A 12,789-nucleotide genomic window follows, 5' to 3' on the forward strand; every position below is an offset into this window, starting at 1 on the left:
ATTAACTGAGACTGTCGCTGTCACCGTTGAGCGGGTTGACCTTACTGTTGAGATCCGAGTCTTCAAGTTGCTTCTCCTCGCCACCGCAGTTGACCCTTTCGGGGGCGATCTTCTGCATAGACTGCACAGGGCCGACTAGGGCATCTTGAGCGAACACGTTCTGGCTGGCCAGTGCCTCCCTGAACGCCGTGTTCTCACTGAGTCGGGCGAGGACATCTTTAGTTTCCCGGAACGCCGCACTCTGGTTGACCAGTGCCTCCCTGAACGCCGTGCTCTCACTGAGTCCGGCGAGGACACCTTGAGTCTCCAGCGCCTCCCGGAACGCCGCAGTCTGGCCGAGCCTGGACCAAACATTCGATTCGCTGGCGCTGGCTGTTACGCGTCGACTAAGGGCCCGCGTCGATTCCGGCACTCCGGCCTCGGAGAGGAACCGGTCGAGTAGACCGGATCCATCACCGAGGGCGACCCCGTACTTGTGAGCGTGTGGCCGCAGCACAGTAACGACAGCGTCTGCGTCGGCGCGACCGGTGGTGACGGCGTCGCGAACGATGCTGGCGAGATGCCCACCGTCGAGATGATCAGTGGCCAAATCGTCGATCGTGGAGAGGATGGTGGTGGTGGGAAGTCCGTCAACTAGGGTCCATCGGCCCGGGTCCAGTGTTGCGACGCGATACCGAACATCGTCTAGCCGGGACTGCTTCCGACGAGTGACCGTGAACTCCATGACATCCGCGTCCAGGTCTCCAAGGTTATGGACCCGTGCAGCGGAGCGATGGGAAACCACGGCGGGATGCTTACCATCGAGCCGCTCACCTGCGGTGAATCTGGGTTCGATGACGAGCCAGGCAGCTCGAAGCTGTTCGTTTGGGACGCTCGGCGCGCCACTAACCCGGTACACACCGTGGCGAATCCGCTCCACGGTGCCATTACGGGCAAGCCGTGCGATGCGCTGGGTTGAGAACCCGATCGCTCTGCCTTGGGCGGTAGTGAACAGACCCCATTGGCCAGCGGCAAGATCCGCTAGTTCAACGATGGAATAGCCTTGAGCCATACTGCAATAGTATCACTGAGCATTATTTTTGCAGATTCGGTGAACCTATTTGAAGCACCTAGCCTGATAGTGCCGACAAAGTGTCCGTCTGCTACTGCAAAAATCGTGTACATCGTGACTATTGCAGTGGGAAATATGCACATCGCAGAGGTACTAAAACTGCCGCTGCAGAGAAACCCCCTGGGGTCGATGGCGCGGCGGGACGTGCCATCGAACCAAAGACCGAACGGTCGGCTCTTAAAACTAGTTACTTTGCGCTTCAGGGGCTTGAAATCTCAGGACCTCATGCTTGCGCGCCAAAGCTCGGATAGTCAGCCCGTCTACCCAACGGGGTGATGCGGCCGCCGATCGAAGATGCACTTGCGGACCGGGCCGCCTACAGGCGGGTGCCATCTACTCCGCGACCAGAATTGGCATCCTGCCGAGATGGGCGAAGATCTTCCCGACACTGTGGACGGCCACGTGAAGCGGACTCGAACTCACTTCAACAGCCCATCTGGCCAATGTTTCTCGTGGTTCTTCTTCAGCTTCTTGATGTCACCAAGGACGGTCTTCAAGGTCTGAGGCGGCGGTACATCGTCATCGTGGGCCCCAGGATTCAAACAACTTTTCCAGAGAGTCCAGCGGCCGCGCTCGTCATTACCCAGCGCAAAACCAAGCACATCAGGGATCAACTCGCCAAGAATCTTGTCACCAACTTCAGACACTCGGGTAGGCGTGCCGGCTTGTGTCCGTCCCGTGGCGATGATCTGCTTCGCTAGTCGTTCGGCGGCTCGCCGCAGAGCATTGGCCGCATTGCGCCTCCCCTCGACGGTGAGACTGGCAATGGCATCTTGGGCTTCCAACAGATGTCTTCCGAAGACATCGCTTTCGTTGGTCACAGCCGTGCCCTCGCTCATGTCCGAGAGCACCAACTCGTAGTGCTCCAAACCTCGATGCCGATGGCCTTCGACGATATTGACTGCCAACTTGGGATCGTGCGTACAAACGATCACCTGCACACCTTCATCCATGAGGGCGCTCAAGGTGTTGAGAGTAAAAGTAATTCGATGTTCGGGGTCGTACCCAGGGAGCGGGTCGTCCAGGACTACGACAGGACTTCCAAGCAAACGCTGTCGCGCCAAGAAGGCCGCCAGCCCGAGCGCGTTGAGCTGGCTGTCGCTGAATACACCGACGGCGTCACGTACCTGCGGCGAAGCCTCGTCCGATACTGCGAGCTCGGCAGTCAGATTCACGTAGCGTCGTCCCGATGCCCGTCGTCCAACTCCACCGAACCGGACCAACTCATCGGGGCGAAGGGTAGCCCACCACCTATCGATTTCATCACCCATCTTGGCGAATCGGTCATCGAGGAGTGCTTGCTCGGCTTTCTGGATAGCGCGACCGAGCGCATCGATACGCTGCTTCGCTTTCTTCCTCTGCGCCTGGACTCGTAGTTCACGGTAAAGGTCGTCCCGGTGTTCCAAGAGTTCGAGGATCTCCCGAGTCCCGGCGGGCATCAACGCCGCCTGCAATTTTTCACCCAGCCCCTCGTGTAGGTCAGCGACGAGCTTCTTCAGTGCCTGTGTTTCCTTCTGCACGATGGCGATACACTCGTTGCTTTGCTTGAGCAGAAGCGAAATTTCATCTCGAATCTCTGTGCGCTCGCTAACTTTGAGGGTTCCTGCGGCAACCAAGTCCCTAATCTGATCCCGGATATCTCTGAGCCGCTGCACTTCGCCGGCGGCACGAGAGATATGCCCACGGGCTGAGTCCCCGGAATCCAATCCCGGTGCGCCCGTATGACTACCGGCCGCGAATGCCTCCAGGTGCGCTGAGACATCGGCCCACTGGTGGTCCTGCCAAGACTGAGCCGCAGGAAGCACAGACTTGAGCGCAACCCCAACTCGATCGACTTCTCGGAGCGCGAACTGTAGCTCATCAACGACGGCTCTTGCTGCTTCCTGCATGCCCGTAGTTGCAGCTAAGTGCTCACGCATCTGCTCGATACGCTCTGCACGGAGAGTTCCGTCTTCGCAAACGGGGCAACTGGTCGGCGCCGCCACCGCGCCGAGGTCCTGATGTGCAAGAACGGCCTCGAAAACAGGTAGCAGACGGGCCGCCTCCGCATCGATAGCCTGAAGCCGGTCGGAGTAGGTAACGATGTGCAGGCTCAAGCGCGAGGTGTCCACATCGGTGGGTATCTGAGTCAGATTCGGCGTCAGAGCACCGATCGGGAAGACCTTCTCCTCTGCCTGTGCCTTGATCTTCTGCAGATCAGCGATGGCGTCTTCGGCATTCGTACCGGACAACGGCAAGCCAAGAGCGCTGGCGGCTGTCAGAAGATGGCTTGTCAGAGTTGGTTGGTCTTTCGCTTTCGCAGCCTTGTCGATCGCTGCCGTCGCAGGCGTGTTTCCCTGCGCAAGCCCGTTCATCGCACCCACCCGCACTAGCGAAGGAAGATTCGCAACCCGATCCTTGGCGCGGCTAACCGCATCTCTCACAATGTCGAGGTCAATCAGCTCGAGCATCGAACGGAAGTACGCAGCCCGTTTTTGCGGCTCGGTAGACAGGACGTAGCGAAGATTGTGCTGCAGCAAGACCGGTGCAGCTAGCGGAGGTTCTCCGAACGGGATGCCAAGAGAATCCAGATCCGTCGCCTGCTGACCATCAATGGTCACCACACTCGTGCAGTCCGCCGACGCAGAATAGTCTGCCGTCAATACGCGACGAATAGTCCGTACAGTGCCATCGAGGGACCTGACATCAGCTTCCACCCACACGTCGGTGTCATCTGACGGCAAGTGCACGTTGGAGAGCATCCGCTCGTACTCCGCCTTGGCTCCCCCGAACAAGTCTCTCCGGCTGTTGCGCCCGGTGAACAAGAATTCCAGCGCCTCAGCGGTCGCGGTCTTTCCCTGGCTGTTATCGCCTTTGATAACCGTGATGGGCGAGTCCAGTTCCAGTTCTCGAACCTCAGTTCCGTAGGATCGAAACCCCCGAATACGCAGACGAATAATGCGAGGGGGCGGCTGGGTCCCTGGAAGAAGTGGTGCAGTCATTCGACTTCCAACCATCCGTCGACCAGCGCGTCGACCTTCGATGCAACCTCTGCCGAAGACACGGCCGTTGCCAACGCTGTGACGAATTCGTGTGCGTCCAGCGAAGTCTGGCTTGGCGGCAACTGCTCGCGAAGGTCCTCTAGATTTGGAATCAACCCACTCACCCGATCCTCCTTGCACTCGACTGAGATCCTCATCGCGGGCCGTGTCGGTCTGCGCTTCGCCTGGGGTCGATCAAACGAACTTACCCGACAAACCGACCGAAAGGTTCGACGGCAGGGGCATCGAGTATGAAGAGGACATGACTCGTACAGATGAGACGTGGTTTCGACTGCGGCAATGGACTCAGGGCCAGGCTCCGTCCGAGCGTCTCGCCGCCCAGGTCCTCGCCTACTCCGGCTTCGACAACATCGACCCATCGCACCCTCTTGGAGGCAAGGATGGCGGCCGTGATGCCGTCTGTTCCAAGGACGGTCGCCGGTGGATCATGGCCGTCAATTTCCCCCGCGACGAACAGACATTCGGCGACATCAAGCGAAAGTTCGTGTCCGATCTTGAAAGCGCCACAAAGCACCAGCCATACGGGCTAGCGTTCGTCACCAATCAGGAGATCAGGCTGAGCGAACGCGCAGAGCTCAGGGAGCTCGGCGCGGACAAAGGCGTGACGGTCGAACTGTTTCATCTCGAGCGCGTTGCTCATATTCTCGACGAGCCGTCGATGTCGCCGATCCGCAAGCAATACCTCGACATCGATCCTGGCCCGCTTCCGATTGCGATCGAGCTCGAGATCATCGGAACCGCGCGCCACCTTGTAGGCGGTGAGGACGTCCGCGATTGGTGGCTTGAGCATGCAGCGGAGAAGGAACGCGCACGGCACACCCGGAACCGTCAACAGACCGCGCTGAACCCCGCGATTACGCGAATGCAATGGATGCAGTCGGCACTGCCACCACTCACCGAAGCGGATCTTGAGGAGCGAATTGAGCGGTGGGAACGCGAAGTTCGCCGGAGGTGGGCCGAATCGGAGGACCACCTAGCGTCCACCACGTGGCCGGGGTTGCGGTTCCGCCTGAAAAACACCGGTGAAGTGTTCCTCAACGACGTCCAAGTGATCATCACTATCAGTGGTGTGCGCGGCCTGCAGTGTCTGCACCTCGACCGATTCGATCAAGCCAAGTTGCTATCTCCTGTTATTCCGGCCCCGAAAGACCCCTACGCTGGCATCGACCCGAGCTTTTATGACGACCTGCGGATCGCCGATTACCCGGTTACTTGGAAAAGCCTTGACGATTCCGTGGAGATCACTCTCGACCTCAAGCATCTCCGCCCCCACCCGGCATGGGTGAGCGAGGCCGACGACATAATTCTGGTTGCCAACCTCGCTGCTAGCAGCGAGGTGACCGCAGAATGGACCGTGACCGCACAGGGATACGGAAAGATTTACGAAGGCCAAGCAATAACGATTCCGGTTGAGCAGGCTTCAATACAGGAATCCTTGAGCTTGGTCAGCAGCGCTGACAAACGCTCCAGCAAATGAAACAGTCCGTTGCGCACCAGACAAAAGGAAACATTCGACGGAGGATGGTGATGACGTCACCAGTAGTGATGATGACTTCGTCATGACTTCATTCGAAAGTCGACAAGGACGAATTAAATCTGCTCGATTCCCGTACTAGCGCCCGTTGTCGTTGTCTCGGCTCTTCCCTGCGCGCGTCTGTTCCCGTTGGGGATCAAGTCGGGGAGGAACTGGGGAGGTGCCTCGCTTCGCTGCTTCCCGTGCGGACACTGGGAAGTCGCCGGCCGCGAGGGCTGCTGCATTGTTGTCGGTTGGTTCCGACGACGTCTCTTCCGTCGTTGTCTTTTCTTTCGAAACCGGCCGTTCGAGCACTGCGACGCTGCCCTCGCATTCGACGTGCTCGATCTCGGTACGAGGCTGCGGCATCCGACGGTGAATCGCTTCGAGTTCCACGCGAGCGGTCATCTCGAGGTCACGTGCCCGGGTCAGGTCGCCGGCAGCGCGATGTGCGGCGGCAATCGCCTCCACCGTCTTGATCAGTTGGCGCATCAGCAGCGCGTACGACGCTGCCTTGCCGAGCTGCGGGCTTGTTTGCATCAAGATCAGGGCTGCACCTCCGGCGGAGACGATGCCCGCCTTCTTCGGTGCGTGCTGATGTGCGGGGATCTGTGATGATCGGGCGAGTTGTTTCGCAGCGTGGGCAAGGGGTCCTGGTGTGGCTTCGGTCCGGACAGACCATGCGTCAAACACCCCAGCTGTTCGGCCTGCCGCGCGTGCCCATTGTGCTCGGTCGGTGACGGGAATCGAAGCCAGGTATTTGTTCCAGGCTGCAATGTCTTGACCGGCTCGCTCGAGCAGTTTCGGGTCGAGTATTTTCGCTTCGCGACCGGGTCGCGCAGCGGGACGCTCGCGCCGTGCGCTGCGCCATTCGTCGACGGCCTCCGATGATGCCGTGGGGGTGTCTTCCCATTCCATGCGGAGACGGGGGAGGGTCAAGTCTTTGGCGAGATGACCGCCGCCGTAGAAGATCGGCTTTGCATCGGCACCGGTGGCTTCGCGGTCGGGTCTGACGGCGACCTTGTAGCCGACTACGACGTCATCGCGTCCGGAGGCGAAGCGGGGCCGGACGAGCAATCCTTGCCCGCGAAGTCGGCGTACGAATTCCGCTTCGGACTTCGACGATGTCGCACAGGCGCGCACGCGCCGTGCGAGGAGATCACGGTCGAGTTCGGTCTGCCCGTTGCGTACTGCGCGCGCATTTTCGGCGCGCTGGTATCCGCGTTCGCCGGTCTTGCTCTGGCGGGACTCGATGACAACGAGGCCGTGTTCACGTTCTATGCGTGCGGCCGCCACGCTTGCTCGTTTCCAGTCACGGTAGAGGTTGACCTTGGTTCCGTCTTCGCGCACGGCGGATGCGGCGATGTGAATGTGGTCGTTGCCTTTCGCAGACACTCCGTGTCGGACGGCGACCCACCTCGCGGGACTGCGACCGGAGGTCTCGGTGAAACCCATCTCGTCCATGAACTCAGTGGCGATCTTGTTCCACTGCTCGTCCGTCAGCTCGCCTTCATCGGCCCTGAGCGAGAGCGAGCAATGCCAGACATTGCCATCGCGATACGGGTCGATCGGATCGCGGACCTTCTTGCCGTGACTGTCGCGAACGTCTTGGCCGGCGTCGTCGCGCAGGTAGTTCGGGATCTTGATTTCGGTGCCGAACACTTTGCGGGGCTGGTCGATCTGCTTGCCAATCGCGAGAGCGTCGACACCGCTGAGTTCATTGTCGTCGTGCCACGCCATGATCGCGTAGTCGCCGGCCACCAGATGGGGGTCGGTGTGCTCGTTGCTCTTGCCCGGACCAGCGAGGTACGACATCAAGCCGGTGACTTTGGCGCCGCGGGAAATCTTGACGATCACGGCGCAGACATCTCGTCGAGGGTGCCGTTAATCCGGTCCGCCAAACGCCGCACACTGACCAGTGCGCCGTTCAGTTCGGCGGGGATTCCGCCGGTCGCGTTGGTTGCTTTCGCCATCTGGTTGATGTTGATCGAAATCGCCGACAACAACCGGAACGCGGAGAACAACTCCGCGGCAAGATCGCGCCGATCAGTAGCAGTTTCACCGGAGTCGGACAGAGCAGACTCGACCATCAGCCGCGCCACAGTGATACGCGCTTCCTGCGCACGGCGCAGCAACTCGGACTCCTCCTCGGGAGTCACCTTCACCACGTGCCGGCCAGCTCGACCGCCCGGCACATTCTCCCGGCGTTCACGACGGAACCGGCGAGGTCGACTGACCTCGTCTTCACTCATGTCCGTCGTGCCTCCCTTCGGCCCAGCGCAGCGCCCCCACCACGTGGGGCTACACGCCAGTGTCTCAGGTCCAGAGCGCAGCGGCAAGACCTGACCTAACTTAGGGCACCTAAGTTACTATCTTGCTCTGCTCTGCAGGGCCAAGATTTCGGGGTCACGTCCGTTCTGAGTCTCGTCCCCGAAATCTCAAAAGCGCCAGGACGAGCCTGCGAGTTCCTTCGATCTCGAATTCGTCCCCATTTGGGGGCTGGTCCCGATTGTGGGTGCCTGAGACGCAGCGGAGCGGAGAGGGAAATCTCGGGCATCCATATGAGGATCGGAGCAGTCCCGATCTGTGGCGAATCTCGGAGAAAAGAAGATGCGCCGCGCGGAGCGCGTCGATACGCAGTTCGGGTGGTTGATGTTGTCCACAGGCGGGCACCGGGGTTCTCGGCATTGGGCACACACCAGATTCCTCCGCTCCGCGTCTGGTGTGCACACAACGCCGCCCCGGACACCCACCTGTGGACAACGGTTCCGGTATTCGCGAGTTCCGCTTAGCGCCCGTTCAGTGGTGCACGAGCGGGCGAGATTTCTCCTACGATGTAGCGCATGAACACGACACCGAACACACCAGACTTCGACGCACTCGACGCAGCTATCAAAGCGGAAGCCGAAGAGAAGATGAAGATCATCCGTGTGGTGGCAACCGCACACAAAGAACTCCTCGATACACGCGAAGAATTCGCCCGGACGGACGCAGCGAACGTCGGCAACCTCGACGCCGCGCTGAGCGAGGCGCTGCGGGTCGGATTCACCGAAACCTCGATCAAACAGTGGCGTGTGCCGGCCGCTCGAAAGTCAACAGGCAAGCGGGCTGCACCGAAGAAGCCGGTGACAAAGAAGATCGAAACTTCGCCGTCCGCTGAATCCGGTGAGCAGAAAAGCGCTTAGTACTACACCCGATGCCCGCACCCGTTCTCGGCTCGGGGTTGACGCCGAGAACGGTCGTCCACTCTCAGCTCAAGCGCGTCACTACCGCGTGGTTGCGCCTCGTCCCGGCCCGCACCCAGCTCTGAATCTTCTCAACGGGATCTCTGTGCTTGGCGATCGTCTTCACGGCGCGCACGGCGCGCATGACCCATGGGAGAGAACCTCACCAAAGCGTTCGTCGCGTAGATCATCTGGGCGACGGACTCCTGGTTCAGCCAATTGAAAGTGGTCAGTTCAACTCTGCATTCGTCATGCAACTCCAAGTAGCAAGATCGGTCGACCGGAAACTCGATGAAGGTCTTCGCCCGAGCGGACGACGCCGACGACCTCACCGCGGCAAGAGATGTCGCGCGCAGCCTCTCGCCTAACCAAGCCCCAGCAGCGGTGGCTCGCTCGTTTGGTCAATTCGATCTCTCGGTCGGACATAATTCGGTTGATTCGACGTGACGCGTGTCTGGGCCGTGCTTTGCTCGCTTGGTCGCACACGCGACCAAGCTTCGACAGACGAAAGGCATGCCGTGCGCATCCGCAAGGTTTTGGTCCGCTGGTACAAATCGTTCAACTACGACTACGAATTGAAGTTCGCGCCGTCGTCGAAGAAGAAGGATTGGCAGGTGACGGGCGATGGTTGGCTGCCGCACATAACAGTCAGTCTCGAGCACGACATCACTGCTGTGGTCGGCGCCAATGAGTCTGGCAAGTCCCATCTGCTCGATGCCATCCACATTGTGCTCTCGGGAGAAGAACACTCCCGTAGTGACTTCTGCCGTTACTCGACATTGTTCTCGGTCGAGAAGGACAAACGCCTGTACCCGGAAGTAGGCGCTCAATTCGCACTGTCGGACATCGAGCGAAGCGAACTCGCTACTTTGAAAATCCCGCTCTACAAGAATGACGACCTTCTATTGCTGCGCCCCGAAGCCGGAGTCGTGCAGGTCCTTAACACCGATGAGAAGCGGGTTCTGCTCAGCGGGGCTCAAGCCGTCGCGCTACAGGCGTTACTACCAAAGGCTCACAAACTCCAGACTCAAGTAGACCTCCCCGACTCGGTATCGCTAGCCTCCCTCGCCGGAATTGAGCCCGTCCCCTCAGGACGGAAGAACCGCATTGATCTGTTGCGCTTCCTGGCCGGAGTGAGCGGTCTGGAGGCCCTTAAGGAGCAAGCCAGCACCTTGTTCGCCCTCATCGATCTGGCCCCCACCACGACCGAGGATGAAACTGTGCAGGCGCTGGCCGCAAAGCAGCAAAAACTGGGTCAAGACTTACTGACAAAGATCGCACGCATCGATCGGAGCGCCTTCGCCGACCTCTATAACGCGATCGCAGAAGAGCGTGAAGGCCTGGTCAACGCTCTTATCCAAAAGATGAATGACTCCATCGCCCGACACCTCAACGTCTCAAGGTGGTGGAGCCAGGATGAGGACTTCGCACTCCGAATCTCGCCGCGTGAGCACGAGCTGGTCTTCACGATTCGTGACCGTACTGGTACCGACTACTCGTTCAGCGAGCGCAGCCGCGGACTGACATATTTCTTGTCGTACTTTGTTCAACTCTGGTCTCACGAGCGACCTTCAGTGCCCGAAGTGCTTTTGATGGACGAGCCCGACGCATATCTGTCGGCCACCGGGCAGCAAGACCTACTACGAATCCTGGAGTACTACGCCCACCCCGACAACACCGATCGCACCGACCAAGTCGTGTATGTAACGCACTCCCCGTTTCTCATCAACCGCAACTCCGGTCACCGCGTCCGCGTCGTTGACAAGGGCACCGGCGACGAAGGCACGCGGCTCGTAGCCGACGTGACACAAAATCACTACGAGCCGCTACGCACCTCCCTCGGAGCGTTTGTAGCTGAGACCGCGTTCATCGGCGGCGACAACCTCTTTGTCGAAGGCATCTCCGACCAAGTGCTGCTTTCCGGCATGAACACCCGCCTGCGACTCGCCGGTGCCGCACCGAGTGCCACCCTGGACCTCAACCAGGTAACGCTCGTACCCGGTGGCTCGAACATGCCCTACATGCTGTACCTGGCACGCGGACGAGACCAGTTCAAGCCTGCGTGTGCAGTCCTGCTCGACAGCGACGGTGCCGGTCAGGAAGCTCGACGACAGATCCTCAAGGGTGGAGCCAAGGGACGTCCGACCGTGGCAAAAGAATTGATTGTAATGCTTGGGGAGGCCGTGCCGGACGCTGTGACAGAACCTGGCGTGGTCGTCGAGGAGCCCGAGGACCTGGTCCCGTTGCCACTAGCTGGAATTGCAGCACGCCGCTACGCCACACACCTACTCGGCTTAAGTGTCGACGAATCCACTGCGTTGACCGACGAGGCGATCTTAGCCTGCATCTCAGCGGAAAAACCTTCTCTGTGGGATGCCATCGAGACAGCTTTCCGCTCTGCTTTTGACACTGGCATAGGAAAGGCAGGCTTCGCCAAAGAGTTGATCGCCTACCTCGGTGAACACGCCAACGACCAAGTGCAGCCTCGAGAAGTGAAGGTTATTGACACGAACTTCGCAGCCCTCATAGCCAAACTGAGCACCACCTTGACAACTGCACGCGAGAATGAGGCGGCCCGGCGTCGTGACAGGCGCGTTGAGCAGCTCATTACTGAATTCTTCGAAGCTCACCCCGATGGCTGCATTCAGGACCAAGCTCTTGTCGTACTCCGTCGTATCGAAGCAGCGGCCGACGACACAGAGATCGGGGACATCATCCGAGCTGGACTCGCGACCATCAAACGCGACCACAAGCTCGGAGAGAATCCGCTCAAGCGGATCGCGGCCTTCTCTGTATTTCGGACCGAATTAGAACGTCTGCCCCTATTGCCGCGGCTGAAAGACCAAGGGCGGATAGACCTCGATGACATCACAAACAGCGAGAACCAGGCAGATGCCCTGGCTCCCACAGGAACGCCTGCCGCAGTTGACACGACCGATGCAGACGAAGCACCTCTCAGCCAGGCAGCGGACGAGGACTCCGAGGAAGAAACCGAAGTCGATGCAGACGGAGCGCCACTCAGCCCGGCGGACGAGGACTCCGAGGAAGAAACCGCCGACGAAGTTGCCGAGTAGGGGCTAGGCGATGGGTCCGAACACCGGTAAGACTAACGACGCTCGATGGGAAAGTTGATGGACAGTTGGAGTCCGAAGTTTCGGCCGCGTAAGTGGAAGCGGGACAAGGCGCAGTTCGCGGCCTGGATGGACGGTGCAGTGGTTCGCTCGCTGTGGAAGCGTCGTAGGTTCGGAATCTGGCGTGAGGATCAGTGTGCAGTCCGGGCGCAACGCGCGCGTATCGCGGAGTGGCAGCGTCGCGCGGAGCGGGTGGCGAATCCGAGTCCTGAGCTTATTGCGGCGTATCGGGAGTTGCAGGCTGCGGAAGCGGCGTCCGGTGCCCGGATTGGTTGTGCGCGCGGCGGCGATATGAGCGACCCGAAAACGATTCGGGCTCTTGCTCGGCTGCTGAGCGATCACGCGAACAGAGTTTCATAGCGCCGATGGGCGGCAACATTCCTGCTGGTCAGTCCTTTTTCGGCGGATGACAGTTATCAGTCTCGGTTGTGCCCCTGTTCGCGTTTGCGTGTCTCCGCGGGTCGCAATGTTTCGGGTGTGGCCGAGCTGCGGCCTCGTGTCGTTGTCGGCCGGGCTGGGAAGGCGAGTCGCACGTTGCGCATGAGGTCCTCGAGGTGGGCGCCTTCGGCGGACCGCGCCGATACCGGTGGGTGCGCTTCGGTGAAGGCTTTGTTCAGCACCGCTTCGAGGCGGTCTGTTCGGGTGGTGGATTGGTTGTAGAAGCGCGCGTAGACGAATTCGGTTCGTAGCGGTGTCGACGGCCATCGTAAGCTCCCCACTGGCGGCCATTTATGGCGCATTTTGTGGCCATGGTTTCTCCCCGCGTACG

9 protein-coding genes and 2 pseudogenes are annotated in these 12,789 nt (G+C 60.0%); 4 read left to right on the plus strand and 7 right to left on the minus strand.

The window, feature by feature from the left end:
* Position 1: 1 nt before the first annotated feature.
* The 4 genes and pseudogenes from AC1Q61_RS23680 to AC1Q61_RS23695 form a co-directional block, all read right to left on the minus strand.
* Positions 2 to 784: a hypothetical protein gene (locus tag AC1Q61_RS23680; RefSeq protein WP_492651296.1), complete on the minus strand. Its 783-nt coding sequence runs from the start codon at positions 782 to 784 to the stop codon at positions 2 to 4.
* 114 nt (positions 785 to 898) lie between these two features.
* Positions 899 to 1,051 (minus strand): annotated as a pseudogene (locus AC1Q61_RS23685) (type IV toxin-antitoxin system AbiEi family antitoxin domain-containing protein); the annotation flags it as partial.
* Positions 1,052 to 1,530: 479 nt separating this feature from the next.
* Entirely contained in the window at positions 1,531 to 4,092 is a 2,562-nt protein-coding gene (locus AC1Q61_RS23690) for an AAA family ATPase (RefSeq protein ID WP_492654906.1), read from the minus strand.
* Positions 4,089 to 4,256 (minus strand): hypothetical protein, encoded by a 168-nt coding sequence (locus AC1Q61_RS23695; protein WP_153212237.1) that lies wholly within the window; start codon positions 4,254 to 4,256, stop codon positions 4,089 to 4,091. Before AC1Q61_RS23695 ends, AC1Q61_RS23690 begins: the two co-directional genes overlap by 4 nt.
* Positions 4,257 to 4,393: 137 nt before the next feature.
* Here AC1Q61_RS23695 and AC1Q61_RS23700 point away from each other — a divergent pair, with 137 nt between their 5' ends.
* On the plus strand, positions 4,394 to 5,629 hold the full coding sequence (locus AC1Q61_RS23700) for a hypothetical protein (protein WP_492651281.1): 1,236 nt from the start codon (positions 4,394 to 4,396) through the stop codon (positions 5,627 to 5,629).
* Positions 5,630 to 5,764: 135 nt separating this feature from the next.
* On the opposite strand, the gene AC1Q61_RS23705 is transcribed toward AC1Q61_RS23700, so the two are convergent.
* Together AC1Q61_RS23705 and AC1Q61_RS23710 are read right to left on the minus strand one after the other, a co-directional pair.
* Positions 5,765 to 7,522 (minus strand): relaxase/mobilization nuclease domain-containing protein, encoded by a 1,758-nt coding sequence (locus AC1Q61_RS23705; protein ID WP_182262769.1) that lies wholly within the window; start codon positions 7,520 to 7,522, stop codon positions 5,765 to 5,767.
* The gene (locus AC1Q61_RS23710) at positions 7,519 to 7,917 is read right to left on the minus strand and encodes a MobC family plasmid mobilization relaxosome protein (protein WP_259349327.1); all 399 of its coding nucleotides are present in this window, start codon (positions 7,915 to 7,917) and stop codon (positions 7,519 to 7,521) included. The genes AC1Q61_RS23705 and AC1Q61_RS23710 overlap by 4 nt, the downstream gene beginning before the upstream one ends.
* Positions 7,918 to 8,508: 591 nt before the next feature.
* Between AC1Q61_RS23710 and AC1Q61_RS23715 the strand changes: the two genes are divergently transcribed.
* From AC1Q61_RS23715 to AC1Q61_RS23725, 3 genes are all read left to right on the plus strand, one after another.
* Entirely contained in the window at positions 8,509 to 8,850 is a 342-nt protein-coding gene (locus AC1Q61_RS23715; RefSeq protein ID WP_029257095.1) for a hypothetical protein, read from the plus strand.
* 557 nt (positions 8,851 to 9,407) lie between these two features.
* The gene (locus AC1Q61_RS23720) at positions 9,408 to 11,963 is read left to right on the plus strand and encodes an AAA family ATPase (protein ID WP_492651280.1); all 2,556 of its coding nucleotides are present in this window, start codon (positions 9,408 to 9,410) and stop codon (positions 11,961 to 11,963) included.
* A gap of 45 nt (positions 11,964 to 12,008) precedes the next feature.
* Entirely contained in the window at positions 12,009 to 12,380 is a 372-nt protein-coding gene (locus AC1Q61_RS23725) for a hypothetical protein (RefSeq protein ID WP_256938472.1), read from the plus strand.
* Between the two features lie 56 nt (positions 12,381 to 12,436).
* Here AC1Q61_RS23725 and AC1Q61_RS23730 read toward each other — a convergent pair.
* A pseudogene (locus AC1Q61_RS23730) lies at positions 12,437 to 12,789 on the minus strand (hypothetical protein); the annotation flags it as partial.

Source organism: Rhodococcus sp. MPR-R1B (assembly GCF_058793255.1).

What these genes read in the sequence shown, in the direction of transcription:
- AC1Q61_RS23690 (WP_492654906.1), bottom strand. Translation starts at nt 4,092, where the DNA reads ATGACTGCACCACTTCTTCCAGGGACCCAGCCGCCCCCTCGCATTATT.
- AC1Q61_RS23700 (WP_492651281.1), top strand. Translation starts at nt 4,394, where the DNA reads ATGACTCGTACAGATGAGACGTGGTTTCGACTGCGGCAATGGACTCAG.
- AC1Q61_RS23710 (WP_259349327.1), bottom strand. Translation starts at nt 7,917, where the DNA reads ATGAGTGAAGACGAGGTCAGTCGACCTCGCCGGTTCCGTCGTGAACGC.
- AC1Q61_RS23715 (WP_029257095.1), top strand. Translation starts at nt 8,509, where the DNA reads ATGAACACGACACCGAACACACCAGACTTCGACGCACTCGACGCAGCT.
- AC1Q61_RS23725 (WP_256938472.1), top strand. Translation starts at nt 12,009, where the DNA reads ATGGGAAAGTTGATGGACAGTTGGAGTCCGAAGTTTCGGCCGCGTAAG.